The 26646-nt window shown below is 67.5% G+C and carries 33 protein-coding genes; 18 read left to right on the top strand and 15 right to left on the bottom strand.

All coding sequences use genetic code 11. The annotated features are described in order from the left end of the window. Nucleotides 1–33: 33 nt before the first annotated feature. Nucleotides 34–1215 carry a lytic murein transglycosylase gene (locus tag BMZ69_RS18560; protein WP_092159294.1) on the bottom strand — a complete coding sequence of 394 codons (1182 nt, stop codon included), beginning with the start codon at nt 1213–1215 and terminating at the stop codon, nt 34–36. A 145-nt stretch (nt 1216–1360) separates the two neighbouring features. Here BMZ69_RS18560 and BMZ69_RS18555 point away from each other — a divergent pair, with 145 nt between their 5' ends. Genes BMZ69_RS18555 through BMZ69_RS18540 form a run of 4 tightly spaced genes read left to right on the top strand, consistent with a single transcriptional unit; the run spans nt 1361 to nt 3118 of the window. After that, nucleotides 1361–1621: a SemiSWEET family sugar transporter gene (locus BMZ69_RS18555; protein WP_091831449.1), complete on the top strand. Its 261-nt coding sequence runs from the start codon at nt 1361–1363 to the stop codon at nt 1619–1621. 39 nt (nt 1622–1660) lie between these two features. After that, nucleotides 1661–2017, top strand: a complete 357-nt coding sequence (locus tag BMZ69_RS18550; RefSeq protein ID WP_092159292.1) for a DMT family protein — start codon at nt 1661–1663, stop codon at nt 2015–2017. Between the two features lie 4 nt (nt 2018–2021). Further along, nucleotides 2022–2783 carry a class I SAM-dependent methyltransferase gene (locus tag BMZ69_RS18545; protein ID WP_092159290.1) on the top strand — a complete coding sequence of 254 codons (762 nt, stop codon included), beginning with the start codon at nt 2022–2024 and terminating at the stop codon, nt 2781–2783. A gap of 32 nt (nt 2784–2815) precedes the next feature. After that, complete coding sequence (locus BMZ69_RS18540; RefSeq protein ID WP_139219089.1) at nt 2816–3118, top strand: hypothetical protein; 303 nt, start codon at nt 2816–2818, stop codon at nt 3116–3118. 198 nt (nt 3119–3316) lie between these two features. Here BMZ69_RS18540 and BMZ69_RS18535 read toward each other — a convergent pair whose 3' ends face one another. From BMZ69_RS18535 to BMZ69_RS18515, 5 genes are all read right to left on the bottom strand, one after another. Next, entirely contained in the window at nt 3317–4432 is a 1116-nt protein-coding gene (locus tag BMZ69_RS18535; RefSeq protein WP_092159432.1) for a PQQ-dependent sugar dehydrogenase, read from the bottom strand. 175 nt (nt 4433–4607) lie between these two features. Then, nucleotides 4608–5912: an NAD(P)H-dependent oxidoreductase gene (locus BMZ69_RS18530; RefSeq protein WP_092159286.1), complete on the bottom strand. Its 1305-nt coding sequence runs from the start codon at nt 5910–5912 to the stop codon at nt 4608–4610. A gap of 25 nt (nt 5913–5937) precedes the next feature. Further along, entirely contained in the window at nt 5938–6531 is a 594-nt protein-coding gene (locus tag BMZ69_RS18525; protein WP_092159284.1) for a histidine phosphatase family protein, read from the bottom strand. Between the two features lie 8 nt (nt 6532–6539). Then, nucleotides 6540–7514 (bottom strand): Bug family tripartite tricarboxylate transporter substrate binding protein, encoded by a 975-nt coding sequence (locus BMZ69_RS18520; RefSeq protein WP_092159282.1) that lies wholly within the window; start codon nt 7512–7514, stop codon nt 6540–6542. Nucleotides 7515–7609: 95 nt separating this feature from the next. After that, nucleotides 7610–8089, bottom strand: coding sequence for a YaiI/YqxD family protein (locus BMZ69_RS18515; protein ID WP_092159280.1), 480 nt, complete (start codon nt 8087–8089; stop codon nt 7610–7612). Between the two features lie 126 nt (nt 8090–8215). On the opposite strand from BMZ69_RS18515, the gene BMZ69_RS18510 reads away from it, so the two are divergent. The 5 genes from BMZ69_RS18510 to BMZ69_RS18495 all read left to right on the top strand — a co-directional run bounded on the left by BMZ69_RS18510 (nt 8216) and on the right by BMZ69_RS18495 (nt 9433). Next, on the top strand, nt 8216–8401 hold the full coding sequence (locus tag BMZ69_RS18510) for a hypothetical protein (protein WP_139219088.1): 186 nt from the start codon (nt 8216–8218) through the stop codon (nt 8399–8401). 10 nt (nt 8402–8411) lie between these two features. Further along, on the top strand, nt 8412–8642 hold the full coding sequence (locus BMZ69_RS18505; protein ID WP_092159276.1) for a hypothetical protein: 231 nt from the start codon (nt 8412–8414) through the stop codon (nt 8640–8642). Between the two features lie 4 nt (nt 8643–8646). After that, nucleotides 8647–8880 (top strand): hypothetical protein, encoded by a 234-nt coding sequence (locus tag BMZ69_RS18500; RefSeq protein ID WP_092159274.1) that lies wholly within the window; start codon nt 8647–8649, stop codon nt 8878–8880. 218 nt (nt 8881–9098) lie between these two features. Further along, nucleotides 9099–9233 carry a hypothetical protein gene (locus BMZ69_RS32385; RefSeq protein WP_280142117.1) on the top strand — a complete coding sequence of 45 codons (135 nt, stop codon included), beginning with the start codon at nt 9099–9101 and terminating at the stop codon, nt 9231–9233. Next, entirely contained in the window at nt 9230–9433 is a 204-nt protein-coding gene (locus BMZ69_RS18495; protein ID WP_092159272.1) for a hypothetical protein, read from the top strand. Before BMZ69_RS32385 ends, BMZ69_RS18495 begins: the two co-directional genes overlap by 4 nt. Before the next feature lie 12 nt (nt 9434–9445). Here the strand turns inward: BMZ69_RS18495 and BMZ69_RS18490 are convergent, their stop codons facing one another. After that, the gene (locus BMZ69_RS18490) at nt 9446–10261 is read right to left on the bottom strand and encodes a transglutaminase-like domain-containing protein (RefSeq protein WP_092159270.1); all 816 of its coding nucleotides are present in this window, start codon (nt 10259–10261) and stop codon (nt 9446–9448) included. A 266-nt stretch (nt 10262–10527) separates the two neighbouring features. Between BMZ69_RS18490 and BMZ69_RS18485 the strand changes: the two genes are divergently transcribed. Beyond that, on the top strand, nt 10528–11730 hold the full coding sequence (locus tag BMZ69_RS18485; RefSeq protein ID WP_092159268.1) for a pyridoxal phosphate-dependent aminotransferase: 1203 nt from the start codon (nt 10528–10530) through the stop codon (nt 11728–11730). Between the two features lie 54 nt (nt 11731–11784). Further along, the gene (locus BMZ69_RS18480) at nt 11785–12207 is read left to right on the top strand and encodes a rhodanese-like domain-containing protein (protein WP_092159266.1); all 423 of its coding nucleotides are present in this window, start codon (nt 11785–11787) and stop codon (nt 12205–12207) included. Between the two features lie 100 nt (nt 12208–12307). Here BMZ69_RS18480 and trmD read toward each other — a convergent pair whose 3' ends face one another. From trmD to ffh, 5 genes are all read right to left on the bottom strand, one after another. Beyond that, nucleotides 12308–13027, bottom strand: a complete 720-nt coding sequence (gene trmD / locus BMZ69_RS18475) for a tRNA (guanosine(37)-N1)-methyltransferase TrmD (protein ID WP_092159264.1) — start codon at nt 13025–13027, stop codon at nt 12308–12310. A 3-nt stretch (nt 13028–13030) separates the two neighbouring features. After that, on the bottom strand, nt 13031–13702 hold the full coding sequence (locus BMZ69_RS18470; protein WP_092159262.1) for an HAD family hydrolase: 672 nt from the start codon (nt 13700–13702) through the stop codon (nt 13031–13033). Further along, nucleotides 13692–14213 carry a ribosome maturation factor RimM gene (gene rimM / locus BMZ69_RS18465; protein WP_092159260.1) on the bottom strand — a complete coding sequence of 174 codons (522 nt, stop codon included), beginning with the start codon at nt 14211–14213 and terminating at the stop codon, nt 13692–13694. The genes BMZ69_RS18470 and rimM overlap by 11 nt, the downstream gene beginning before the upstream one ends. A gap of 166 nt (nt 14214–14379) precedes the next feature. Further along, on the bottom strand, nt 14380–14742 hold the full coding sequence (gene rpsP, locus BMZ69_RS18460; RefSeq protein ID WP_092159258.1) for a 30S ribosomal protein S16: 363 nt from the start codon (nt 14740–14742) through the stop codon (nt 14380–14382). Nucleotides 14743–14773: 31 nt separating this feature from the next. Further along, entirely contained in the window at nt 14774–16339 is a 1566-nt protein-coding gene (gene ffh / locus BMZ69_RS18455; protein ID WP_092159256.1) for a signal recognition particle protein, read from the bottom strand. A 372-nt stretch (nt 16340–16711) separates the two neighbouring features. Here ffh and BMZ69_RS18450 point away from each other — a divergent pair, with 372 nt between their 5' ends. The 3 genes from BMZ69_RS18450 to BMZ69_RS18440 all read left to right on the top strand — a co-directional run bounded on the left by BMZ69_RS18450 (nt 16712) and on the right by BMZ69_RS18440 (nt 18539). Next, the gene (locus BMZ69_RS18450; RefSeq protein ID WP_092159249.1) at nt 16712–17125 is read left to right on the top strand and encodes a hypothetical protein; all 414 of its coding nucleotides are present in this window, start codon (nt 16712–16714) and stop codon (nt 17123–17125) included. A gap of 109 nt (nt 17126–17234) precedes the next feature. Beyond that, nucleotides 17235–17819, top strand: coding sequence for a CAP domain-containing protein (locus tag BMZ69_RS18445; protein WP_092159247.1), 585 nt, complete (start codon nt 17235–17237; stop codon nt 17817–17819). A 93-nt stretch (nt 17820–17912) separates the two neighbouring features. Beyond that, nucleotides 17913–18539, top strand: a complete 627-nt coding sequence (locus BMZ69_RS18440) for a LysE family translocator (protein ID WP_092159238.1) — start codon at nt 17913–17915, stop codon at nt 18537–18539. Between the two features lie 8 nt (nt 18540–18547). Here the strand turns inward: BMZ69_RS18440 and BMZ69_RS18435 are convergent, their stop codons facing one another. Continuing rightward, complete coding sequence (locus BMZ69_RS18435; RefSeq protein WP_092159226.1) at nt 18548–19405, bottom strand: CE1 family esterase; 858 nt, start codon at nt 19403–19405, stop codon at nt 18548–18550. A gap of 151 nt (nt 19406–19556) precedes the next feature. On the opposite strand from BMZ69_RS18435, the gene BMZ69_RS18430 reads away from it, so the two are divergent. Further along, on the top strand, nt 19557–20615 hold the full coding sequence (locus tag BMZ69_RS18430; RefSeq protein WP_092159225.1) for an MBL fold metallo-hydrolase: 1059 nt from the start codon (nt 19557–19559) through the stop codon (nt 20613–20615). Between the two features lie 112 nt (nt 20616–20727). Here the strand turns inward: BMZ69_RS18430 and BMZ69_RS18425 are convergent, their stop codons facing one another. Further along, on the bottom strand, nt 20728–21594 hold the full coding sequence (locus BMZ69_RS18425; protein WP_092159224.1) for a GyrI-like domain-containing protein: 867 nt from the start codon (nt 21592–21594) through the stop codon (nt 20728–20730). Nucleotides 21595–21735: 141 nt separating this feature from the next. Here BMZ69_RS18425 and dapF point away from each other — a divergent pair, with 141 nt between their 5' ends. The 3 genes from dapF (at nt 21736) to BMZ69_RS18410 (ending at nt 24540) form a co-directional block, all read left to right on the top strand. Then, nucleotides 21736–22620 carry a diaminopimelate epimerase gene (gene dapF / locus BMZ69_RS18420; protein ID WP_092159223.1) on the top strand — a complete coding sequence of 295 codons (885 nt, stop codon included), beginning with the start codon at nt 21736–21738 and terminating at the stop codon, nt 22618–22620. After that, nucleotides 22620–23897 carry a tRNA (N(6)-L-threonylcarbamoyladenosine(37)-C(2))-methylthiotransferase MtaB gene (gene mtaB, locus BMZ69_RS18415; RefSeq protein WP_092159221.1) on the top strand — a complete coding sequence of 426 codons (1278 nt, stop codon included), beginning with the start codon at nt 22620–22622 and terminating at the stop codon, nt 23895–23897. The genes dapF and mtaB overlap by 1 nt, the downstream gene beginning before the upstream one ends. Nucleotides 23898–23976: 79 nt before the next feature. After that, on the top strand, nt 23977–24540 hold the full coding sequence (locus BMZ69_RS18410; protein ID WP_092159220.1) for a hypothetical protein: 564 nt from the start codon (nt 23977–23979) through the stop codon (nt 24538–24540). An 85-nt stretch (nt 24541–24625) separates the two neighbouring features. On the opposite strand, the gene BMZ69_RS18405 is transcribed toward BMZ69_RS18410, so the two are convergent. Next, nucleotides 24626–26344: an AMP-binding protein gene (locus BMZ69_RS18405; RefSeq protein ID WP_092159219.1), complete on the bottom strand. Its 1719-nt coding sequence runs from the start codon at nt 26342–26344 to the stop codon at nt 24626–24628. Nucleotides 26345–26646 lie beyond the last annotated feature (302 nt).

Below are 26646 nucleotides of genomic sequence, written 5' to 3'. Positions count from 1 at the left end.
AGCGTTCGTGCGCAAGCACGGGACGGCTGCGCCTCAGACGCGCCCGCCCTTCAGCGCGCGCAGGACCTTCTCGCCGGGACGGCCGGTCTGCGGCATGCCGATCCTGGCCTCGATCTCCTTGATCGCGGCGCGCGTCAGCGCGCCGACGGCGCCATCGGGCTCGCCGACATTGTAGCCGCGCTGGATCAGCAGGCGCTGCAGTTCGCGGCGCTGCTCGCGCGAGAGCGGCAGGTCGTCTGTCGGCCAGTCGCCCTGCACGCCCGGCCGGCCGCGCAGGCGATCGGACAGGAGGGAGATGGCCAAGGCATAGGAATCCGCACCGTTATAGCTGTAGGCGGCATCGTAGTTCTTGAAGACGAGGAAGGCCGGGCCGTTGCGGCCGGCGGGCATCAGCAGGCCGGCATTGCCGGAGCCGGAGAGCGCCGAACCGTCGAACTTGACGATGCCCTGGCTCGCCCAATGCGACACCGGCCGCTTGGGATTGCGGCCCGTCCCGCCGGAATAGCTACCCGGAACCCGCACCTCATAGCCCCAGGTCGCGCCGGTGACCCAGCCGGCCTTGTCCATGAAGTTCGCGGTCGAGTGCAGCGCGTCGGGGATGGAATCGACCAGGTCGCGCCTTCCGTCGCCATCGCCGTCGACCGCAAGCCGCATGTAGGTGGAGGGGATGAACTGGGTGTGGCCGAAGGCGCCGGCCCAGGAGCCGAACAACCGCTCGGGGCGGACATCGCCGCGCTGGATGATCTGCAGGGTGGCGATCAATTCGCCCTTGAAGAAGGCGTTGCGGCGCGGCGCCAGGCAGGCGCCGGTCGAGAGCGCCTGGACCAGCGGCATCTTGCCCCGCGCCTTGCCGAAATCGCTTTCGACGCCCCAGACCGCCGCGATCGTGTGGCGGTCGACGCCGAAGCGCTGTTCGGCGGCGGCGAGCGTCGAGGCGTGCTGGCGCATCATCGAACGGCCTTCCGCGACCTTCTCATCGTCGACCAGCGTGCCGAGATAGTCCCAGATCGGCGTCTTGAACTCCGGCTGGTTGTTCATCGCCTCGATCACCTTCATGTCGGGCGTGACGCCCGCCATGGCGCGGTCGAAGGTGGCACCGGAGACGCCCTTGGCCGCAGCGGCAGAACGCAGGCCGGCGACGCAGGAGTCGAAATCGGCCCGGGCCGCGGTCGCGGCGGCGAGGACGAGAGGCAAGGCCAGGATCAATGTGCGCATAAGTCCACCGAATCGCAGGATTGACGCAAAACTAGGGCGCTGCGGTTAACGGAGGTTAACCATGCACGTCCGGGGAGCGCGCGGTGCGCCGAAACCGGCTATGTCTCATGAACCTCCACTCCCGCGCGAATCGCCGCAAGCCCGCATGTCCACCGCCGCCATCGAAGCGCTCGGCTTCTGCGCCGCCCTGCTGACCACCTTCTGCTGGCTGCCGCAGGCCTGGCAGACGATCAAGACGCGCGACACCAGCGGCATCTCGCTGTGGACGCAGGCGCTGTTCGCCACCGGCATCGTGCTCTGGCTGATCTATGGCGTGCTGATCGCCTCCTGGCCGCTGATCGGCGCCAATACGGTGACGCTCGCGCTGGTGCTGATCATCCTGACGATGAAACTGCGCTACGGCTGAGCCGTTTCTCCCCCCGACGTCACGTTTCCGGAACCTGCCATGCCAGCTCTCAGCACCGCCCATCTCTTGCCGATCGGCATGCTGATCGCCTCGAACGTGTTCATGACCTTCGCCTGGTACGGCCATCTCTCCTACAAGAGCACGGCGATCTGGCTGGCGATCCTGGCGAGCTGGATGATCGCCCTGCCGGAATACATGCTCGCCGTGCCGGCCAATCGCATCGGCTCCGGGGTCTATTCGGCTGCCGAGCTGAAGACGATGCAGGAGGTGATCACGCTTTGCGTCTTTGCCGGCTTCTCCGTGTTCTGGCTGAAGGAGCAGCTGACCTGGAACCATGCGATCGGCTTCGCGCTGATCGCAGCCGGCGCCTTCTTCATCTTCCACGCCAAGGGCTGATGCGATGGCGCCGCTCCCACACTCCGGCCATCCCGCCGTCGAGGCCTATCTGACCGAGGGCTATGACCGCGTCGTCGGCATGTCCTCGCGCTTCGCGGCGGCTGTCTGCGCGCGGCTATTGCGGTTGCAGACGGAGGAAGGCGTCGCCGGCCCGATCGCCGAGATCGGCGCTTTCGAAGGCCGCTTCTTCATCGCGCTGGCCCATGCGCTCGAACCCGGCGAGATCGCTCTGGGCATCGACATCTTCGAATGGCCGAACCCGCAGGTGCAGGACCGGTTCGAGGCGAACTGCCAGAGGCACGGCATCGGCCCGGAGCGCCGCATCACCATCAAGGCCGATGCCGGCGCGATGTCGCCGGTCGAGCTGATCGGCCATGCCGGCGGGGAGAAGTTGCGCTTCATCCATATCGATGGCGAGCATTCACGCGCGGCGTTAAGCAAGGACCTCACGCTCGCCACCGCATGCCTCGCCGAGGGCGGGCTGATCGTGCTCGACGACATGCTCCACCCCGGCTACCCGACATTGATGGTCGCGGTGCAGGAGTATCTTTCGGCCAATTCCGGCATCGTTCCGCTGTGCATCATCGACCGGGAGACCATTGTCGGCGCGACCAAGTTCGTGCTTTGCCAGCGCGACTGGTTCGAGCGTTATCAAGCGGCCATGCTGACGGTCTTCAAGGAGCAGATCTGGCCGCTGGGAGCCGACTTCGAGCCACATTGGTGCCTCGTTCTGTCGCTCGATACGCGGCTCGCCGAGATCACCTGATTCTGCTCGGATTCCCCTGAAGGATGCCTGCCTTGCTCAAGCCGATGACGCTCGCCCTGTGCCTTGCCGCCCTGTCAGGCGCTGCCCTTGCCGGGCCGACCTGCTCACCGAGCGACGAGCGCGCCCGAATCCTCGCCTCGGCCTCGACGGGCAATCTGCATCGCGACTGGAAGGGCGGAAGCCGGGTCGGCTATGGCTGGTCGCTGCAGGTCGACCGCAGCGTGCGCGACGCCGCCGGCACCGAGTACTATGTCGGCGACCTCTACGACACGAACGGGCACCTTGCGAACCGCAAGGTCTTCGTCGTCGAGCGCGAATGGGATTGCGGGCCGTGAGGTTGGCTGCTCACTGAGCCATCACCACCACCTCCCGTCATGGTCGGGCTTGTCCCGACCATCCACGTCTTCCTTCGACGAGTGCGGTGTTCAAGACGTGGATGCTCGCCACAAGGGCGAGCATGACGAACTGGAGCAGTGTCGTTCTCGCGGTTTCCAGGCTCTTTGCTGCGCAAGGCCCCGGAATGACAGCGGAGTTCACCGCGCCGGCCGGACGCGCAGCACCTTGCCATTGGAATCGTCGCTGAGCAGGTAGAGAAAACCATCCGGCCCCTGCCGGACGTCGCGGATGCGCTCGCCGAGATTGCTCAGCAGGCGCTCCTCGCCCGTGACCTTCTCGCCATCGGTCGAGAGGCGCGACAGCAACTGGCCGGCGAGCGCGCCGACGAAGAGCGAGTTCTTCCAGGCCGGCCAAGTGTCGCCGGTGTAGAAGGCGGCGCCGGAAGGCGCGATCGACGGGTCCCAGTAGAACAGCGGCTGTTCCATGCCGGGCTTGCTGGTGCCATCGCCGATCTTCACGCCGGAATAGTCGATGCCATAGGTGATCACCGGCCAGCCATAGTTAAGGCCGGCCTTGGGCGTGTTGATCTCGTCGCCGCCGCGTGCGCCGTGCTCGGCCGTCCAGAGCTGGCCGGTCTGCGGGTTGAGAGCAGCGCCCTGCACATTCCGATGACCGATCGACCAGATCTCCGGCGCCCAGCCCGACTTTTTCGGATTGCCTTCCGCCGCACCGCCTTCCGGTTTGATGCGCAGGACCTTGCCGATGTGGTTCTCCGGGTTCTGCGCCTGGTCGCGCTGGCTGTAGCGGTCGCCGACGGTGACGAACAGCGCTCCCGTCCGGTCGAAGACCAGCCGCGAGCCGAAATGCATGTTGCTGGCGATCGTCGGCATCTGCCGGAAGATCACGCTGAGGCCCTCAAGCGCAGTGCCGTTGGCGCTCAGCCTGGCGCGAGCGACGCTGGTGCCGTTACCGTTGGCGCGCGGCTCGGCGAAGGAAAGATAGAGGTAGCGGTTCTGGGCGAAGTTCGGATCGAGCACGACATCGAGCAGGCCGCCCTGCCCGCGCGCAACGACATTGGGGACACCGGAGATCGGCGCCGAGAGCTTGCCGTCGCTGCCGACCAGCCTCAACCGGCCCGGCCGCTCGGTCACCAGCATGCGTCCGTCCGGCAGGAAGGCGAGGCCCCAGGGGTTCTCCAGCCCGCTCGCGACCGTCTCGACCGCGAGCTCGCCGGCGCTCGACGGGTAGCGCTGCTGTGCTGTCGCCGGAATGGTGAGAGCCAGCGCGAGGGCTGCGGCGAGAACGAAACGCATCGACATCTCCTGATGGCGGTTAGGCTTTAGCACCAATCCAGTGTCGCCCCGGACAAGCGGCGAAGCCGCGCCGATCCGGGACCCATTCCGGAGCCTTGCCGAAAGAGGGTCCGGAAATGGGTCCCGGGTCTCCCTTCGGTCGCCCGGGACCACCAGCCTAGGAAGAATGCACGATTCAGACGCCGGTTGCCTCGAGCTCACGCCGAAGTGAGACGATTTGCGAGGTTTCATCGAGCGCGACATCGGCGCTGTTGACGACCGCGCCGGCGGCAACGTTCCGCTTCAAGGCCACGCCATGCGCCAGACCGATCGGCAGCGCCTTCGCAGCGCGACTGGCGGCGGCCGGCATCAGCTTCCCGTAGACGGTGTAGCCGCCCTCCCCGTCCAGCATCTCGCCGGCCTTAAGGTCGCGCTTGGCGGTCGCTACCGCATCGCCGCGCCAGCTCCTGGTCGTGCCGGTCGGCTCGCCACGTAAAGCCGCATTCAGCACCGAAATCGAGAGCTCGAGCCCGATCAGGTGGAAGGGCTTGTACATTGCGGCATAGAGGCCGGTGGAATCGGTCGGCAAACCGTATTGCTTGAAGCAGGCGGCGGCGTAAGGGTTCGGCGCCTTCAGGACGACGTAGACGCCCCAGCGCAGGTCACGGAAGACCGGCCGGCCGTCGCGCTCCAGCGAGGAGACGACTTCGACCATGCCGTCATGATCGAGCTGGCCGCCGACTGCCTTCGGCCGCAGGACATGAGCGAGGTCGTCAACGCCGCAGGGCGGAAAGGTAAGGCCACCCTCCGGCACGTCGAGCCCGCTGGCATTGGCGATCGCCGCCATCTCGATCGCCGACTTCGTGCCATCGAGGAAGGAGTTGAACATTTGCGGGTTCATGCCGGCGGCCTTCGCCGCCTCCGGCGTCAAACCGTAATGGCTCCAGACCTCGTCCGGGGTGACGCGATGATAGGCCGGCAGGTATTTGGTGCCCTTGCCGGCGGCCGCGACAGTGAATCCGGTCGCGCGCGCCCAGTCGACCATCTCGGCGACGAGCGCCGGCTGGTCGCCATAGGCCATGGAATAGACCACGCCGGCCGCCCTGGCCTTCGCCGCCAGCAGCGGACCGACCAGCACATCGGCCTCGACGTTGACCATGACGACATGGCGCTTTGCCGCGATCGCGGCGAGCGCGTGGCGGGCACCGGCGGCCGGATGCCCGGTCGCCTCGATCACCACCTCGACGCCGTCCATCTCGGCGGCGGTGACGCCGCTATCGACGAAGCGCGTCGCGGCGATACGGGCCTCGTCCCAGCCGACGGTGCGGCAGGCAGTCTTCGCCCGCTCGGGATCGAGATCGGCGATCGCGGCGACCTCCAGCCCTTCGATATGCGGCACCTGCGCCAGGAACATCGAGCCGAACTTGCCGGCGCCGATCAAGGCACAGCGGACGGGCCGGCCGGCCTCGGCGCGGGCGACCAGTTTCGGCATCAGATTCATCGCATCGCCCTTTTCTCGCTGGTCGTCACGGCGCAGGAATCGTGCCGCGCACGCTGATGCCTCCGTCAGGCTCGCGACGCAGCACCACGATATCGCCCGACCTGGGGAACACTTCGGTCAGCGCGGTGATGTTGACCTGATGGGTCACCATCACGACCGTTCCCGCATCGCGCGGCAGGCCGGACAGCCGCCGTCGGAGTGCATTCGTTGCGGCCTCGCGCTCGCCGGAGCGGCCGAAGAAGGAGTTCAGCGCCTCGGGTGCGTCCTCGACGGTCCCCAGGCCCATAAGCTGCGCCGTGTCGCGCGCCCGGCACCACTGGCTCGTGAGCACGAGGCCGACGCGCACGCCGCGCCGGCGAAACTCATCCCCGATCCGGCGGGCCTGTGCCCGGCCTTGCTCGCCAAGATTGCGCTGTGTCGCGCAGTCGCCGATCCGGAATCCGGCCGGATCGCCGACCCCGGGAGCGTCGGCATGACGCAGCAGCGCGATGTGCCCAGGCGTGGCAAGCGCATCCCACAGGGCGTCTGCGCTCTCACGCGCCGCCCCAGTCGCCGCAAGCGGCAGCGTGGCGAGCGCGACCAGCACGAGCCGGCGCGGCAGCGACGCGGGCACGCCCATCGGAAGGCTCACTCCGGCTTGACGCCGGCTTCCTTGATGATCTTCTCCCAGGTCGCGATCTCCTGCTGGTGATAGGGCCGGAAGGCGGCGGGATCGCGGACCTTGAGGGTGAAGCCGAGCTTCAGGATCTGCTCGGCGACAGCCGGCTTGGCGAGCGAAGCCAATACGGCCTTCGACAGGGTGTCGAGGACCGGCGCCGGCGTCGCGGCTGGGGCGAAGAAGGCGGCCCAGCTGTCGGCGTCGGCATCGCTCACCCCCTGCTCGCGCAGGGTCGGGATGTCCTTGGCGCGCGGGTTGCGCTCCGGGCTCGCCAGCGCGATCGCGCGCAGCGTGCCGGCATTGATCTGCTCCAGCACGGACGGCAGCGTCGAATTGGCGATGTCGATGCGCCCGCCGATGATCTCCTGCACCAAAGGCGCCGCGCCGCGGAACGGCACATGCGTCATCTTGATGCCGGTGCGCTGCATGAACAGCTCCATGGCGAGGTGCGAGCCGGAGCCGACGCCAGTCGAGCCATAGTTGAGCTTGCCCGGATCGGCCTTGGCGAGCGCGATCAGCTCCTTGATGCTTTTCGCCGGCAGGTCGTTGCGGACGACGAAGGCGTGCTCGAAGGCGCCGACACCGGCGACCGGCGCGAAGTCCTTGACCGCGTCATAGCCGGGGTCCTTCAGCAGGAACATGTTGTTCCCGTGCGTCTGGTTGTTGCCGAAGATGAAGGTGTGGCCGTCGGCAGCGCCATGCGCGACGGCGCGGGTGCCGACCGCGCCCGAGGCGCCGGCGCGGTTGTCGACGACGACGTTCTGGCCGATCGAGGTCGAGAGGTCCTGCGCGACGAAGCGCGCGATCGCATCGGTCGGCCCGCCCGCCGGATAGGGCACGACCAGGGTGATCGGCTTCGACGGATAGCTTTGCGCCCGCACGATGGCCGGAGCGAAGACGGCGCCGGCAACGAGGCCGAGCGTGGAACGGCGGGTCAGCGACATGAATTTCCTCCCGGGAGCCCGATTGGGAGACGGGCTTTCGCGGCAGGATTAGGGGCAAAGAGATTTTTCGTCCAGCGGCCCGAGCGCGAGGCTCATCAGGCGGTGAACCCCGCCCGCTTCAGGCGCTGCACCGCGACGTCGAGCGCCTGCAGGAAGGCCGAGCGGTCCTTCTGCGAGAACGGCTTCGGCCCGCCGCCGACGCTGCCCATGGCGCGCAGGTCCTCCATCATGTCGCGGGTCGCCAGCGCCATGCCGATCGAGGCTTCGGTGAAGGGCTTGCCGGTCGGGCCGATCACGTCGGCGCCGGCCTTGATGCAGCGGTCGGCGAGCGGGATGTCGGCGGTGATCACGATCGCGCCGCGGCGTGCGCGCTCGGCGATCCAGTCATCGGCCGCATCGAAATTGCCGGACACGACGACGCGCTCGATCCAGGGCTCGCGCGGCACCTGCAGGAAGCTGTTGGCGACGACGAAGACCTTGAGCTTGTGCCTCTCGGCGACGCGATAGACCTCCGGCTTCACCGGGCAGGCATCGGCGTCGACATAGATCGCGACGGTGTTCGGGGGAGCGTCCATGTCGCCGGCATCGCAGTCGCGACGACGCTGCGCAAGCCTTTATGCCGGCCTTATGCGCCCGATCGCCTTCCGCATGGCGGCCTTACCGGGGCCGGACCTACATCATCGGCATCGATGGAGGTCGATATGTCGATGAACAACACCTTGTTCCGCACCAGCCAGCAGCGCCGCGCCCGCGCCGTCTATGACAGCGTCGCCAGCCGCCGCCCGGCCGTCGGAATCCTCTGTGCCGAGATGGTTGCGCTCGCCGTGTTCGCACTGGCAGCTGCAGCCTTCATCGGCCTGCGCGCCTGGTTCGCCTTGCCGAACTGAGGACGCCACAATGGGACAATTCAAGCCGCTGCAGCCGCTCAATAGCGAGAGCCATCTCTTCTTGGTCGGCCAGTCCAGCCACGGCTTCTGGGTCGCGCGCGATCTCGAAGGCCGCAGTGAGGGCATCTTCCGCAACCAGAAGGACGCGGTCCGATTCGCGCTGTCGGAGGGCGGCCACCCCAATGCCGTGCTGCTCTCCCCGAACGAGGTCGAGCCGAGCTATGGCCTGGGCATCCATTGACGGGATGTCCGCCGGTAACAAGGCGAGCCGCGACCTCGACAGGGCGCTGCTCGCCGTTTTCCTCGAAGCCGCAGGCGCGCTGATCGATCAGCTCGTCGGCGCCGGCATCACCGATCCCGCCGACATCGCCCGCCGCCTCAACCGCCGCGGCTTCCCCTGCTTCGGCCGGCCGCGCTGGAACGCCGTCGCGGTCTCGACCGTGCTGCGCCGGCGGGAGCGCCTGCGCGAGGCCGCCTGAGCGGGGCGTTCTCGTGAAGAAAGCGCGTGCTCTCGCCGCGACTCTGCCCTAGGCTCCGCTTCTGCTTCGACTTCACGGCCCGATTTCCGCGGGCCGGCCGCGGCAGCCGGAAGCCGGCCGCCATGAGTTGAGACCCGCAGCCGTCCCGACCAGCGCAGGTTCGAGCCCCTTCGATTCGAAGTGGCGATACCTGTCATCCCGACCGAAGGAGACGAGACATGGCAAAAGGCGAGCAGCGCAGCAATCGCGAGGCCAAGAAGCCCAAGCAGATCAAGCCGAAGGCGAGCGCGACCCCTCCGGCGGGCTTCGCCTCGGCCGTCGCCAAGGCAGCGGCGGGTCCGAAGAAGAAATGATCCGCTTCCGCACGATCGACCCTGTCCAGCCCGAGAAGCCGGCACCGCAGCCCGCCATTGTGAAGCCTGTCGCGACCGCAGCAGCAGCGTCGAAGCCGGAGGATGCAAGCGCCACTCCGGCGAACCGCAAGGGCCTGACCCGCAGGACGCCTTTACGGGCGAAGAAAAAGACCGAGGCTGCCCCGCTCTTCGACAAGTGAGGCCGGGCGGCCTCAGGCCGCCTCGCTGACCTCGTCCGTCCAGACTTTGAATCCGGTCAGCGTATTCGGTCCAAAGGTGGTGGCGATCGCGACATCGGCGGCATCGCGTCCGCGCGCAATCAGCACCCGGCCGATGCGCGGGACATTGTTGCGCGGGTCGAACATCTGCCAACCGCCATCCAGAAAGGCCTCGAAGGAGGCGGCGAAATCGCCCGGCGGATAGGGTGGCTCCGTGCCGACATCGCCGAGATAGCAGGTGCAATAGCGCGCCGGGATGTTCATCGCCCGGCAGAAGGCGATGGCGAGATGAGCATAGTCGCGGCAGACGCCGCGCCCTTCGCGATAGGCCTCGGAAGCGCTGCGCGTGACGCTGGCGTCCATATAATCGAAGGCGATGCGCTGGTTGACGAAGTCGCAGATCGCCTGCACCCGCGCAGCGCCGGGCGGCGTGTGACCGAAAAGCTCCCAGGCGAGATCGAGCAGGCGATCGCTGTCGCAGAACCGGCTGGCGAGCAGGAAGACCAGGCACTCTTCCGGCAAGCGCTCGACCGGCACCTGCCCGGCCTTGCGGTCGAACGCCTCCGGCAGGCCGCTATCGCTGATCACCGCATCGGCGGATATGCGCATCGTGCCCTGCGGCGCCACGAGGCGGCTGCACCAGTTGCCGAAGCCGTCGCGATAGGCGGTCACCGGCGTCGGAGGCTGGATGCGCATGTGATCCGGCGCCGAGAGATCGGAGACCCGGCTGAAATGCACGTTCAGCATCAAGATCATCGGGGTCGGCTGCGGAATGACGTAGTCGAGCTCGTAGCCGATCCGGAGTTTCATGCATGAGCCTTCTGCGCGTCAGCGCGCTGTATTCTTTTTGGCTCCCCAGCCTGCTCTACCAAGCACGTTTCGGGCCAAGGCGATACAGCTGCGGGCGTCTGCCGGGGATAGGCCGTTTTCGCCCCCCGGATCATGGGCACGCCCCGCTGCCATTCCTGTCGTTTCTGGCCGATATCAAGCAGTGTCGCTTGCAGTGCCCGCCCCGGGGGCCTAAACCACGCCCCGCGCCCGCGACGGGCGCCATTGTTCTCCCGGAGATCTGGATCATGGCTTTCCTTGCCGACGCCCTGAAGCGCGTGAAGCCGTCTGCGACCATCACCATCACGCAGAAGGCGCGCGATCTGAAAGCGCAGGGCAAGGACGTGATCTCGCTCTCCGTCGGCGAGCCCGATTTCGACACGCCGGACAATATCAAGGAAGCGGCGATCGCCGCCATCCGCCGCGGCGAGACCAAGTACACGCCGGTCCCCGGCATCCCGCAGCTGCGCGAGGCGATCACCCGCAAGCTGAAGCGCGAGAACGGCCTCGACTACAAGGCTTCGCAGACCATCGTCGGCACCGGCGGCAAGCACGTCATCTACAACGCCCTGCTCGCCACGCTGAACCCGGGCGACGAGGTGATCTGCGTCGCGCCCTACTGGGTGAGCTATCCCGAGATGGTCGCGCTCTGCGGGGGCACGCCGACCTTCTGCGAGGCGCGCCTGGAGAACAACTTCAAGCTCCAGCCGGCCGATCTCGAGGCCGCGATCACGCCGAAGACCAAGTGGCTGATCCTGAATTCGCCGTCGAACCCGTCGGGCGCCGCCTACACCCATGCCGAGATGAAGGCGCTGACCGAGGTGCTGATGCGCCATCCGCATGTCTGGGTGCTGACCGACGACATGTACGAGCACCTCGTCTATGGCGATTTCAAGTTCGTCACCCCGGCGCAGGTCGAGCCCGGCCTCTACGAGCGCACGCTGACCATGAACGGCGTCTCGAAGTCCTACGCCATGACCGGCTGGCGCATCGGCTACGCCGCCGGTCCGCAGCACCTGATCAACGCCATGGACCTGGTCCAGGGCCAGCAGACCTCCGGCACCTCGGCGATCTCGCAATGGGCCGCGGTCGAGGCGCTCGACGGCACGCAGGAGCACATCCCGGTGTTCAAGAAGGCGTTCGAGCGTCGGCGCGACCTCGTGGTCTCCATGCTCAATCAGACTCGCGGGCTGAAGTGCCCGACGCCGGAAGGCGCCTTCTACGTCTATCCGGACTGCTCGGAGCTGATCGGCAAGACCCTGCCGAACGGCAAGACAATCGAGACCGACGAGGATCTGGTCATGGGCCTGCTGGAGAACGAGGCGGTCGCGGCCGTGCACGGCTCATCCTTCGGCCTCGGCCCGAACTTCCGCATCTCCTACGCCACCTCGGACGAGAAGCTGGAAGAGGCCTGCCGCCGCATCCAGCGCTTCTGCGCCGAGCTGCGCTGAGGCGCATCGACTTGTGAATTGCCGCAAGCGCGCCAACAGGCTAGCGCTTGCGGTATGGATCGCCGTTCCTTCCTGCTGAGCCTTGCCACCACAGCCGTCATCGGGCCGGCACGGGCGCAATCTGCCCCGCCCTCGCTCTCAGTGCGCGAGGCGCATGAGGCGAACAAGGCCGGCAAGCTCGTCCTCGTCGACATCCGCACGCCCGAGGAATGGGCCGATACCGGCGTGCCGGACGGCGCGATCAAGCTCGACATGACCGGCAGCGCCTTCGAGGTCAGACTGGCGGCCCTGAAGCTCGACCATCCCGGCAAGCCGATCGCCCTGATCTGCCGGACCGGAAACCGGACCTCGACCTTGCAGAAGACGCTCACCGCGCGCGGCTGGAAGGAGCTGGTCGATGTTCGCGGCGGCCTGCTCGGCAATCCCAAGGACAAGGGCTGGCTGGCGGAAGGCCTGCCGGTGACGAGCTATCAATGACGCGCTTCCTTCTCCCCTCGGGGGAGAAGGTCCGGCAGGGGATGAGGGCGGTACGACGGGGTGAGACAAGGACCAACTGAGCCTGTCCTGCCCTCATCCGTCAGCGCTTCGCGCTGCCACCTTCTCCCCCGAGGGGAGAAGGGTTCAAGAGATCCGGCCTTCTCTCCCTTGTGATCGCCTCCGCCTGCTCGCGCCGCCACCTCGCAATGCGGGCATGGTCGCCGGAGAGCAGCGCCTCGGGCAGACCCCTGCCCTCCCATTCGCGCGGGCGGGTGTAGTGCGGGTATTCGAGCAGGCCGTTCTCGAAGCTCTCCTCGGCGCCGGAAGCTTCCTTGCCCATCACGCCGGGGATCAGGCGCACGCAGGCATCGAGCAGCACCATGGCGGCCATCTCGCCACCGGAGAGGATGTAGTCGCCGACCGAGATCTCTGTCAGGCCACGCCCTTCGATCACGCGCTCGTCGACGCCCTCGAAGCGGCCGCAGACGATGACGACACCGTCCCCGGCGACATAGTCCCGCACCATGCGCTGGCTGAGCGGCCGGCCGCGCGGCGACATCAGGAGGCGCGGCCGAGTATCGTCGGCCGGAACCGCCGCATCGATCGCCGCCGCCAGCACATCGCAGCGCAGCACCATGCCGGCGCCGCCGCCGGCAGGCGTGTCATCGACATTGCGATGGCGGCCGATGCCGTGCTCGCGGATCTGGTGCGCCTCCAGCGACCAGAGCCCGGTGCGCAGGCCCTCACCCGCCAGCGAGGCGCCGAGCGGGCCGGGGAACATCTCGGGATAGAGGGTCAGGACCGAGGCGCGGAATGCCATCGCTCAAGCAAAGCGCAGCGCCGGATTGCCGTCCAGCGCCGCATAGTCATTGACGCTGGCGATGACGTTGTCGAAGGCAGCAAAAGCCTGCGCCGGCAGCATGGTCAGCACCGCTACCGCGCGCATGCCGGCGCGTCGTGCGGCTTCAACGCCGTTCGGCGCATCCTCGAAGACGATGCAGTCGGCCGGGGCGACGCCCATGCGCTCGGCCGCCGCCAGGAACATGTCGGGATGCGGCTTGCCGGGATAGCCCTGGCTCGGCGAGACAATGGTGGCGAAGCGCTGGCGAAGTGACAGCGTGTCGAGGATCAGGGCGATATTCGGCGGAGCGGCGGCGGTGCCGACCGCCATCGGGACGGAATGATCGCGCGCCCGGTCGAGCAGGTCGATCAATCCTCCGAGCGGCTTGACCAGCGGGCCGTAGACCTCGCGATAGAGCTCTTCCTTCTCCTCGGCGAGCCGGTGGAGCTCGGCCGCGTCGACACCGGGAAAATGCGGGCCGATGATGTCAGCGACCGCCATGCCGGCGGTGCGCGCCGAGAAGGTCGCGCGTTCGAAGGGCAGGCCGTGCTTGCGGTGCCAGCTCGCCCAGGCGTCGTCGTGGTAGCGCATATTGTCGACGATGGTGCCGTCCATGTCGAAGATCAGGCCCTTGGCCGGCGTCTCAGGCAGCATCGTCATCCTCGAACAGACCGGCGGGAGGCAGGGCCTCGATGCGCTTGGCGGCGATGTCGATGCGTGGCGCATAGGCCTTGGTGAACGGCATCAGCACCGAGCGGCCATCCGGCGTCTCGATGTCGATGAGGTCGCCGGCGCCGTAATTGGCGACGGCGGTGACGGTCCCGAGAATGGCTCCGTCAGGACCGATGACGCTGCAGCCGACGAGGTCGGCCTGCAGGAACTCGTCCTCGTCCTCGGGCGCGGGCAGGCGCGAGCGCTCGATATGGAGCCTGACCCCGTTCAGGAGCTCGGCCCCCTCGCGGCTGGTCACGCCCTTGAGCCGGGCGACGACCACTTCCTTGGCAGGGCGGATGTCGGCGATCTCGAAGCGCCGGCCCTTCTCGTCGACGAGCGGGCCGTATTCGGCGAGCGCCAGCGGATCGGCGGTGAAGGTCTTGATCCGGACCTCGCCGCGCACGCCATGCGGCGCGCCGACGATGCCGAGCAGGACGAGGTCGTCGCTCATCGATGGCCCTTCAGGGACAGACCGTCAGACCGCAAGGCCGCAATGCCTCTCCAGTTCGTCATACTCGCCCTTGTGGCGAGCATCCACGTCTTGAACACGACCTTGGGGAACGGAAGACGTGGATGGTCGGGACAAGCCCGACCATGACGGGAGAGGCTCACGCAGCTCACTCAGCCGCGGCTTCGGCCGGAGCGGCGTTCTTCTCGGCCTTCTTCTCGGCGCGCTCCTTGGCCTTGTCGCCGGGAACAGCCTTGTTCGGGTTGTTGCGGGCCGGGCGCTTGGCGACGCCGGCGGCGTCGAGGAAGCGCAGGACGCGGTCGGTCGGCTGGGCGCCCTTGGCGATCCAGGCCTTGGCTTTTTCCAGATCCAGGACAACGCGCTCGGGAGAATCCTTGGCCTTCATCGGGTCATAGGCGCCGATCTTCTCGATGAAGCGGCCATCGCGCGGCGAGCGGGCGTCGGCGACGACAATGCGGTAGTACGGGCGCTTCTTGGCGCCGCCACGGGTCAGGCGGATCTTGAGGGACATGGGTCTTCTTCCTTTGGGTGAGTGGTAAAAACTACTTCTTCTTGAACGGGTTGTTGCCGAGGCCAGGCATGCCGCCGAGGCGAGGCAATTTCGGCATCATGCCGGCGGGCGGGGTGACGCCCTTGGGCAGACCGGGGAAGCCGCCCGGGGGCAGCGAAGGCAGCCCGCCACCGGCCCCTAACTGCTTCTGCAGTTCGGCGAGCTGGGCGGGGTCCATCTTCGAGGGGTCGGGCATGCCGGCCGGCATGCCGCCGCCGAGGCCGAACATGCTGCCGAGCTTGCCGAGCATGCCGCCCTTCTGGCGGGACATCTGCTTCATCATGTCCGCCATCTGGCGGTGCATCTTCAGCAGCTTGTTGATCGCTTCCGGCGAGGTGCCGGAGCCGGCGGCGATGCGCTTCTTGCGGCTGTTCTTGAGCAGGTCGGGATTGCGGCGCTCGGCCGCGGTCATCGAGTTGATGATCGCGATCTGCCGGGCGATGACCTTGTCGTCCATCTTGGCGTTGGCGATCTGGTTCTTCATCTGCGCCATGCCAGGCAGCATGCCCATCAACCCGCCGAGGCCGCCCATCTTCTCCATCTGCTGGAGCTGGGTGCGCAGGTCGCCGAGATCGAAATTGCCCTTGGCGAGGCGCTGGGCCAGAGCCTGCGCCTTGTCGGCGTCGACGGTCGCGGCCGCCTTCTCGACCAGGCCGACGATGTCGCCCATGCCGAGGATGCGGTTGGCGACGCGCGAGGGATGGAAGTCCTCGAGCGCGTCGGTCTTCTCGCCGGTGCCGACGAGCTTGATCGGCTTGCCGGTGACGGCGCGCATCGAGAGCGCTGCGCCGCCGCGGCCGTCGCCGTCCATGCGGGTCAGCACGATGCCGGTGAGGCCGACGCGGCCGTCGAAGGCACGAGCGGTGTTGACCGCGTCCTGGCCGGTCAGCGCGTCGGCGACGAGCAGGACCTCATGCGGATTGGTCGCCGCCTTGACCTCGGCGACCTCGGCCATCAGCGCCTCGTCGAGCGTGACGCGGCCGGCGGTGTCGAGCATGACGACATCGTAGCCGCCGAGCTTGCCGGCCTCGACGGCGCGCCGCGCGATCTGCACCGCCGACTGGCCGGCGACGATCGGCAGCGTCTCGACGCCGACCTGCTTGCCGAGGATGGCGAGCTGCTCCATCGCGGCCGGGCGGCGCGTATCGAGCGAGGCCATCAGGACCTTCTTCTTGTCCCGGTCGGTCAGGCGCCTGGCGATCTTGGCCGTGGAGGTGGTTTTGCCCGAGCCTTGCAGACCCACCATCAGGATCGGCACCGGCGGCACGGCGTCGAAGGTGATGCCCTCGCCCTCGCCGCCGAGCGTGTCGATCAGGACGTCGTTGACAATCTTGATGACCTGCTGGCCGGGCGTGACCGACTTCAGCACCTCGGCGCCGACGGCGCGCTCACGGACCTTGTCGGTGAAGCTGCGCACGACCTCGAGCGCAACGTCGGCCTCGAGCAGCGCGCGGCGCACCTCGCGCAGCGCAGCGTTGACGTCGTCCTCGGTCAGCGCGCCCCTGCGGGTCAGGCCCGAGAGGATGCCGGAAAGTCTGTCGCTCAGCGTGCCGAACATGCGGTCCTGCTTTGCCTGGCCTCAACAAAGTGAGAGACGGATTCACCGATCAGGCTGAAGCCTGATCGGATCCGGCTCTAGAGCCGACATCACCTGGGCTATCCGCCAAACGGTTTCGCGCCCGAGGGCGCAGACGCGCTGTCGGGCGTTGACCTCCGGGCTCGTTTTTCTGGCATCATCTGATCCGAAAACCGCAAGGCACTTTTCGGGATGATGCAGACAGCCGCGAGGCGGCCCGGTCGGCGGATGTGGTTTCGGCGATGTCGGCGAAACGAATGCGCGCGTTAAAGCGGACAAATGCGGCGAAAGTCAAGCTGAAGCGCGCAAGTGGCGGCTGCGCCAGCCGCGCGCGATCCTCATCACGGAGATGACATGAAGCTTCCGGTCCTTGCCACCGCCTTGTTCGCGCTCGGCCTCACCCAGGCGCAGGCCCAGTCCTGCGAAGGCAATTTCTCCGTGGTCGGCACGCCGATGTTGACCGGCCTGACCTACAAGACCTGGGACATGGTGCCAAAGCGGGCCCCGGCGCGGGTGCTGAAGGATCTCGGCGCCGCCGTCTCGGCCGAAGGCTTCGCCGACATGCGCATCGACAATGCGACCAGCTCGGTCCTCGCCATCCAGGAAACCTCCGGCTCGGGCCGACCGCAGCACCTGCGCATCACCGCACGCAAGAGCGGCAGCGGCACGCGGGTCGATGCGGTCTTCGTCGTCCAGCAGGGCCAGGTCGCACCGGAGGCTTACGTCCGCGACGCGCTCTGCCGCGTGATCTCCGGCGCGCAGGGCTAGTCAAGCGAGGGCGCGGCGCCTCGTCTCAGGCAGGCGCCGCGACAATCCTGCCAGAATCCGCCATTAGGCGGACACGCCAGCCGATGGTGCCTGACAGGATCCCTCATAGATGACGAAGCATTCGGGCGCAGCCCTCCTGATCGCCCTGCTTCTGGCCGGTTGCGCCGGAGCGCAGCGCGAGACCACGGTGCCGAGCCCGCGCAAGCTCGAGCGTCTCGCGGCGGTGAAGGTCGACCCGGCCGAGGCGGTGCGCATCCTCAACGCTTATCGCACCGGCAAGGGCCTCGGCCCGGTCAAACTCGATTCGACGCTGACGGCGATGGCTCAGCGCCAGTCCGACGCGATGGCGGCCAGCGACGATCTCTCCCACAGCGCCGGCGGCAGCTTCAATTCCCGCGTCAATGCCGCCGGCCTCGATACGGTGCGCGCTGCGGAGAATCTCGGCGCCGGCTATTATTCGACGCAAGAAGCGTTCGACGGCTGGAAGAAATCCTCCGGCCACGAGGCCAATCTCTCCATGCCGCAAGCGACGCGCATCGGCATCGCCTTGGCGAAGAACCCGCAGACCCGCTACGGCGCCTGGTGGACGCTGGTATTGGCCGGCGAGCCGGAGAAGCGGCGCGAGATGTCGGCCGGGCCGCTGGTGCCGGTACGCGGGGGGACGACGACCTTCCGCTGGGGCCCGCCACTCTAGGCCTACAATGGCGCCGTGATCGCAATCAAAAAAGCCTCTTTACAAGCGCCCCGGTCTGGTGATGGCTCTGGTTTTTAGCGGAGCCTCTACGTCATGACCTTCGAAAGCTGGGCCGCGTTCGCCGCCGCCACCGCCGTCCTCCTCGTCATCCCCGGCCCGACCATCCTGCTGGTGATCTCCTATGCGCTCGGCCAGGGCTGGCGCACCGCCCTGCCGATGGCGGTCGGCGTCGCACTCGGCGACTTCACCGCGATGACCCTGTCCATGCTCGGCGTGGGCGCGCTGCTGGCGACCTCGGCGACGATCTTCACGGCGTTGAAATGGGCAGGCGCCGCCTATCTGATCTATCTCGGCGTCAAGCTCTTTCGCGCCGGCGGCAGCCTCGATGCCGAGCCGCGCCGGGATGCGAGTTCGGCGCTGAAGATGCTCGGCCATGCCTGGCTGGTGACGGCGCTGAACCCGAAGAGCATCACCTTCTTCGTCGCCTTCCTGCCGCAGTTCCTCGATCCCAAGGCCGACTTCTGGACGCAGATGCTGATCTTCGAGGCGACCTTCATCACCCTCGCCTTCGCCAATGCCTTCGGCTATGCGCTGATCGCCTCGCGCGCCCGCAACCTCGTCGGCAACCCGCGCGCCATCGGCCTGTTCAACAAGGCCGGCGGCACGCTGCTGATCGGCGCCGGCATCGCCACCGTCGCGGTGCGCTCGGGTAGCAACTGAAGCCGCCTTCAGTTCGCTGCCGGCCGGGCTTTCAGGCGCGCCTCGAACCAGCGGCGCGCCAGTTCGGCCCATTCCTTCGGCGGGTCCTCATGCCCACCGGCATGGAGCATGAGCGAAACCTGACGGCCGCTCTCGCAATTCGTCCATGAGCGCTGCCAGACCGGTCCACTTACCTCGATCGCGTCGGGGCGCGTGGTCTTGCAGCCGTCGGTAGCGCGCCAGAGCTGCAGCCCCTCGAACACGTCGCCCTGCGCATGCTTCGGTCCGAGCTGGCGGCCTTCGAGCGGGAAGACCTCGTCGCGCCAGCCGTGAGTCTGGAGAATGTCGACCGGCCCGGCGCATTTTTCCGGTTGCGGCCGCCAGAAATTGCCGGCGAGCGGCGCATAGGCGGCGCCGAGGTCGGGCTGCCGGCAGGCGAGATACCAGGTCAGCGACGCGCCGATCGAGAAACCACCGACGAGGACGCGCTTGCGATCGATGTCGAAGCGGGCGACGGCATCGCCCAGCACCTGTTGCGCGAAGGCCAGCTCGTCGCGTTGCTGCGGCGCATCCGGCAGGAAGGACCAGCCGCGACCATAGCGGCTGTTCGGCATCACGAGCCCGTTCGGACCGAGCACGACATAGCCGGCCTCGACGAAGGGCCGCAGGACGGAGTCGGCCGCCAGGATCGCATCGCCGCCTCCGCCTGCGCCGTGGAAGAACAATACGGCCGGGCGCTTCTCGGCAGGTGGTGGTGCAACAGTGGGAGCGGCGGCGTGATAGTCGCCGAGCGGAACCTTGCAAGGTTCGCCCTGCAAGCCGCAAGCCTGCGCGGCGCTGCCGGCGAGGCCGAGGAAAAGGGTCGAGAAGAGGAAGAGCCTAGCCATGGCAGCCTCGCGAGACGTGGCGGGACTATGCCGGTCTTCCCGAACCGATCAAGGCTCGAGGCTGATGACGGGTGTCAGCCGCGATCAAGTTGTCTTGAAACCAGTGGCCCGGGCTTGACGCTGTGCGATCCGCGCACGACTTCTCGATGCCATGACCCGTCGCAAACTCCTGCGCCTTCTCGGCATCCCCGCTCTGCTCGGCTCGACCGGGCTTGCCTGGGCGTCCTATGCGCGCTCGCGCAACCCCTATTACCAGGGCCCGGTCAGCGACCATTTCGACGGGCTCGTCTTCACGGACGGCCGGCCGGTCACGAAGGGGCTCACCGATGTGCTGCGCTGGCAGTTCTCGCAGCGCCAGCGCGAGGCCTTCCCGGCACGGTATGAGGCGCCGCCGCAGGACAAGCCGCCCGCTCGCGTCGAGGGCCTGCGCGTCGTCCATCTCGGCCACGCCTCCTTCCTCTACCAGATCGCCGGCCTCAACATCCTGATCGACCCGGTCTTTTCCGAACGTGCCAGCCCGTTCTCCTTCTTCGGGCCAAAGCGGGTTAACGCCCCGGGCGTCGCCTTCGCCGACCTGCCGACGATCGACGTCGTGCTGGTCACCCACAACCATTACGACCATCTCGACGTCGAGACGCTGGCGCAGGTGCATGCGCGCGACAACCCGCGCATGATCATGCCGCTCGGCAACGATGTGATCGTCAAGGGGCGCGAGGCGAGCATCCGGGCCGAGGCGCATGACTGGGGCGCGCGGCTGGAGCTCTCGGACAAAGTCGCGACCACATTGGTGCCGAGCTATCACTGGTCGGCCCGCGGCGCCTTCGACCGGCGCATGGCGCTCTGGTGCTCCTTCGTGATCGAGACGCCGGCCGGCAAGCTCTTCCATATCGGCGACACCGGCTATCATGACGGCTCGCTCTATGAGCGGCTCGGCCGGGAGCATGGCCCGTTCCGGCTGGCGGCGCTGCCGATCGGCGCCTATGAGCCGCGCTGGTTCATGAGCGACAACCACATGAACCCGGAAGAAGCGGTCAAGGTGATGCGCTCGCTGCGGGCCGAGCAGGCGCTCGGCCACCATTGGGGCACGTTCCAGCTCACCGACGAAGGCGTCACCCGCCCGCCCGAGGCGCTCACGGTCGCGTTGGAGAAGGCCGGGCTGCCGGCGGAGCGATTCCGGCCGATGCGGCCGGGGGTGGTCTGGGAGGTGTGAGAAGCCACGCCGTCATGCTCGTCCTTGTGGCGAGCATCCACGTCTTGAACGCTGCGCTATTCGAAGACGTGGGTGGTCGGAACAAGTCCGACCATGACGAGGAAGGCGCGGCCTACTTCGGCTGGACGTAGACGTTGATCTCGAGGTTCGGATCGCCGGGATCCTTGAGGTCGCTGACATATTCCTCGAGGAAGGCGTCCTTCACGACGATGCTCTTGGCCTCGAGATAGGCCGTGATCGTCTCATAGGTCGAATCGATGTCGTCATAGGGCGCGGTGTGGACGAAGCGCAAAGCGCGGCCGACCGGTGACTGCCCGTTGCGCACGCCATTCGCGAGCGACCCGGCCGCCGCCTTGTCGACCGGCAGCATCGCTTCGAACTTGAAGCCGTTGTCGTCGGTCTCGACGAACAGGCTCAAGGGGCGCCCGGCCACCTTAAGGCCGGACTTATCGGCCTCGGTCCGCAGCTGCGCGATCGCCTCCGACAGCTTCTGGAAACCTTGGTCCCAGCTCGACTGTCCTGCAGTCACCAGCACCGGCTTCGACACCAGCTGAATCTCGTCGACATCCGAGGGGTCGCCCGGCTTGCCGGCCAGCGTCGCGTTGGGATTGGGCGTGCCGGTCTGCTGTTGCTGGACAGGCGGCGCCGGCTGCGGAGCGGGCAAGGTCGGCGGCGGCTGCACAGGCTGGGGCTCGACCGGCGTCTGCGGGGCGGGGGCGGGCTGGACCGGCTGCGGCACGATCGGAGCCTGAGGCGCCGGCGGCGGCTGCACGGGCTGCGGCTCGGCCGGGGCCGGCGGATTGGTCTGGTTCTGGGTCGGCTGGGCAGGCTGCACGTTCTGCGCCGGCGCGGCCGCACCGGGCGGCGCGGCGAGCGGAGCGCTTTCCACGGCGGTCGGCGGCGCCACGCGCGTCTGCGCGGCGGCCGGATAGGCAAAGGCGAGCGCAAGAAGAAGCGCGCTGAATCTCGACTGCCGCATACCCGAATATCCCGAGCTGACACGACCGATTCGCGCCGTGCCGCAAGCTACGACGATCCCGTTACGGCAGGAAGATCGCGAAGGGTGGCATTTTTTCGGCGTCAGGCTCATATACCCGCATCATCAACGACGTGTGACCATATGAACGCCCTCGCCAATCGCCGGTTCCTCAAGATGAACGGACTCGGCAACGAGATCACCGTGCTCGACCTGCGCGGGACGAAGCACGTCGTCAGCGAAGCCGAGGCGCGCGCGATCGCGAGCCAGGAGCGCACCCGCTTCGACCAGCTCATGGTCCTGCACGACGCCAAGGCGTCCGGCACCGACGCCTATGTCCGCATCTACAACACTGACGGCTCCGAGGCGGGCGCCTGCGGCAACGGCACGCGCTGCGTTGCCTGGGCGATGACCGCAGATCCCGCAATGGGACAGGCCGGCCGCGACGGTCTCCTGCTGCAGACCAAGGCCGGGCTGTTGCCGGTGGCGCGGCTCTCGGAGACCGTCTTCACCGTCGACATGGGCGCGCCGCGCCTCGCCTGGGACGAGATCCCGCTGGCCGAGCCCTTCGAGGACACCAGCCGCTTCGAGCTGCAGATCGGGCCTATCGACGATCCGATCCTGCACACGCCCTGCGCCGTCAGCATGGGCAATCCGCACGCTGTCTTCTTCGTCGACGATCCCTACCGCTTCAATCTCGAGCAGATCGGCCCCCTGCTGGAGAACCACCCGATCTTTCCGGACCGCGCCAATATCGGCCTCGCCGCGGTCAAGGCGCCGGACCACATCGTGCTGCGCGTCTGGGAGCGCGGCGCCGGCATCACCCGTGCCTGCGGCTCGGGCGCCTGCGCGGCGCTGGTCGCGGCCGTGCGCCGCGAGCTCTCCGCGCGCAAGGCGACCGTCAGCCTGCCCGGCGGCGATCTTACGATCGAATGGCGCGAGAGCGACGGCCATGTGCTGATGACCGGGCCGGCCGCGCTCGACTGGGACGGCGTGCTGGAGCCCGGGCTCTTCGCGGCCGTCGCCTGATGGGCGTCGAGCTCGTCACCTTCGGCTGCCGGCTCAACCTCGTCGAGAGCGAGGCGATCGAGCGGCAGGCGCTGGCCACCGGCCTCGCCGATGTCGCGGTGATCAATACCTGCGCCGTGACCTCTGAAGCCGTGCGCCAGGCCGGCCAGGCGATCCGCCGGCTCGCCCGTGACAACCCCGATCGCCCGATCATCGTCACGGGCTGCGCCGCGCAGATCGAGCCGCAGCACTTCGCCGCCATGCCGGAGGTGGCGCGGGTGCTCGGCAATGCCGAGAAGCTCGATGTGGCGAGCTGGCGGGCCCTCGCGAACTCGAACAGCCTGCGGGGCGCGGGCCAGACCGATGAGCCGGCGAGCAAGATTGTCGTCGGCGACATCATGCAGGCTCGCGATGCCTCCCCTCACCGCACGCAGGCGCTCGGCCAGCACACGCGCGGCTTCCTGCAGGTGCAGAACGGCTGCGACCATCGCTGCACCTTCTGCGTCATCCCGCTCGGCCGTGGCAATGCCCGCTCCGCACCGGTCGATGAGGTCGTTGCGCAGGCGCGCAGTCTCGTCCAAGATGGCGCCAGCGAGATCGTGCTGACCGGCGTCGACCTGACCAGCTATGGCCGCGAGCAGCTGAATGGCCCGACACTCGGCACGCTCGTCGGCGCGATCCTCGCCGCATTGCCGGAGCTGAAGCGGCTGCGCCTGTCCTCGCTCGACGCGGTCGAGGTCGATGATGAGCTGCGCGCTCTGATCGCCGGGGAGCCGCGGCTGATGCCGCATCTGCATCTCTCGCTGCAATCGGGCGACGATCTCGTGCTCAAGCGGATGAAGCGTCGCCATAGCCGTGCCGAGGCCGTCGCATTCTGCGAGGAGATGCGCGACCTCAGACCCGACATCGTCTTCGGCGCCGACCTGATCGCCGGCTTCCCGACCGAGGACGAGGCGATGTTCTCGCGCACGCTCGCCCTGATCGAGGAGTGCGGGCTGTCCTATGTCCACGGCTTCCCATATTCGCCGCGTCCAGGCACGCCGGCAGCGCGCATGCCGCAGGTCGCTGGCAGCGAGATCAAGGAACGGGCAGCTCGCCTGCGGGAGGCGGCGGAAGCAGCCCATGCCCGGCATCTCGGGGCCCGGATCGGCCGGCCGCTCTCCGTCTTGACCGAGCGCGGCGATACCGGTCGCGCCGAGGATTTCACGCTGGTGCGCTTCGGCAGCCATGTCGCACCCGGCCAGATCCTGCCGGTGACCGCCCATGCCCAGGCCGGTAAATCGCTGCTGGCTGCTTGACCAGCCGGCCCATGCCGCCCATAGCCGACTGCGATTCATCCGTCTCCTTGTTGTCGCAATCCGGAACTAGCCCCTCGCCATGACCAGATCGCTTCACCTCTCCGCCGCCTGCGCCGCCATCCTGTTCGCCTGGGGCGCCAATGCGCAATCCTATGGCGATCCCGCGAGCGGCCTGTCGATCGCGTCCCCCGCCGGCTTCAAGGCCGAGGCCGGCGGGCGGCATCCGCAATTCGATGTGACGATCGACATCAGTTCGAAGACGGGCACGCCCAAGGCGGTCAACAGCACCGGCCAGCTCTGCACGCTCGGCTTCAAGCGCGCGGCGCAGAACGCCCAGCTGACGCGCGAGATCGTCAACGAGCAGATGGCCAAGCCTGAGTGGCAGCAGCTCTATCGCAACATGTTCGAGACGATCGGCACCGTGTCCGATCTCAAGCTGTTCGAGCACCAGGGCTTCACCGGCGTCGAGCTGATCGTGACCCCCAAGGCCGGGCCGAACGCGCAGAATGTGCGCATGTTCACCTCGACCCTGGAGACGGCCAAGGGCCGCACCGCGCTGATCTGCGCCACCGATCAGGCGAGCCTCGCCGCTGCGCTGCCGCAGTTCAAGGCGCTGCGTTCGACGATCCACGCGCCGGAGTAGGTGGCCCGAGGCCCGGAGCCATCATCCTGTGAGTCGGCCGCTAGCGCGGCCTTCCTCAGGATGAGGGCTGTGGAACCGAAAAGGTTCAGACCTTCTGCCCCGCGACCTCCTCGCGCAGCGCCCGGCGCAACACCTTGCCGACATTGGTCTTCGGCAGCGTCTCGCGGAAGATGATCTGCTTGGGCACCTTGTAGCCGGTCAGGTTCTCCTTGCAGAAGGCGCGCAGCTCGTCGGCCGTCACAGCCGGATCGCGCTTGACCACGAAGGCCGTCACCGCCTCGCCGGAATGCTCGTCCGGCAGGCCGATCACGGCCGATTCCAGCACGCCGGGATGCTTGGCGAGGACGTCCTCGACCTCGTTCGGATAGACGTTGAAGCCGGAGACGATGACCATGTCCTTCATCCGGTCGACGACCTTGAACTGCCCGTCCGGCAGAAGGACGCCGACATCGCCGGTTCGGAAGAAGCCGTCCGCCGTCATCACCTTGGCGGTCTCGTCCGGCCGGTTCCAGTAGCCGACCATCACCTGCGGCCCGCGGATGCAGATCTCGCCCGGCTGGCCTGCCGGTATGTCGTTGCCCTCGGCGTCGCGGATGGCGAAGTCGGTCGAGGACAGAGGGTAGCCGATCGTGCCGGTGAATTCGGTGATGTCGGTGCGGTTGACCGATGCGACCGGCGAGGTCTCCGACAGGCCATAACCTTCGATGATCGGCCGGCCGGTGGCGTCCTTCCAACGCTTGGCGACGGCGGCCTGTGTCGCCATGCCGCCGGCGATGGCGAAGCGCAGTTCCGAGAAATCCACATCTTTGATCTCGGGATGGCTCGCAAGCGCATTGTAGAGCGTGTTGACGCCGGAGAAAAGCGTGAACCGACTCCCCTTCAGAATCTTCACGAACCCGGCGATGTCACGCGGATTGGCGATCAGCAGGCTCTTGGCGCCGATACGCAACATGAACATGCAGCAGCAGGTCAAAGCGAAGATGTGGTAGAGCGGCAGCGCCGTCACCATGACGTGCTGGTAGTCGCCGCGCCCATGCGGCGCCTCGAGCTCCCAGCCGAGCCAGAACGCGCATTGCGCGACATTGGAGGCGACGTTGTGATGGGTCAGCGTCGCGCCCTTGGCGACGCCGGTTGTGCCGCCGGTGTATTGCAGGAAGGCGACATCCTCGGGCGCGATCGTGACCGGGCTCATCGTCCCCGGCTGCGCCAGGATGGTCTTCAACGGCACCGCACCCGGCAGGTCGTAGGGCTTGACCACCTTCTTGATCTTGCGGGCGACGAAGTTGACGATCGCGCCCTTGAAACCCATCAGGTCGCCGGCCTTGGCGATGACGATCGACTCCAGCTTGAGATTGGGCCGGGCCTCCTCGACGACATGAGCGAAGTTCTCGATCACGACCAGGGCACGGGCGCCGGAATCGTTGAGCTGATGCGTCAACTCGCGGGCGGTGTAGAGCGGGTTGACGTTGACCACTGTGTAACCGCCGAGCAGCGTGCCGAAGATCGTCACCGGATTGGCGAGGATGTTCGGCATCATCAGCGCGATGCGGTCGCCCTTCTTGAAGCCCTGTGCCTGCAGCCAGGCGGCGAAAGCTCGCGCCGCGCGCCCGACCTCGGCGAAGGTGATCGACTTGCCGAAGCTCTCGAAGGCCTGGCGATCAGGATAGGTCTCGTAGGCGCCACGGATCAGATCGGCCAGCGTGCCGACCTTGGCCTCGTCGATGGTCGGCGGCACGGCCGGCGGATAATGCGCCAGCCAGGGGCGCGCATCCGATGTCGCCTGAACCTCGGAAAGAGCCGTCATCCTCATCCTCCCTCTGCGGCCTGCCCTGTTGCCGGGCATGGATACCGCGCGGCGGGTGCGCTCGGCAGCCCGCCGGTCGCGCTCCGCACCTTCTGATTGTCCTGCGCTACACTGCGCAAGCCTAGCGGCTGGCGCAAGCACCCGCCGCCAGAAAGTTTACATATAAACCTTCGTACCGCAACTGGGCGAAGGCCGCGTCCCATCGGCTGACAAGCAAGACACCGCACCGAAGCTAGAGCCGAATCCGGTCAGGAGGAAATGACCTGACCAGCGAGTCTGCCCCAGCTCAAGGGCTATAGACT

Source organism: Allobosea sp. CRIB-10 (assembly GCF_900112185.1).
Lineage (GTDB): Bacteria > Pseudomonadota > Alphaproteobacteria > Rhizobiales > Beijerinckiaceae > Allobosea.
Note: the sequence above shows the minus strand (reverse complement) of the source record. Positions and strands in the feature narration are given on the sequence as shown.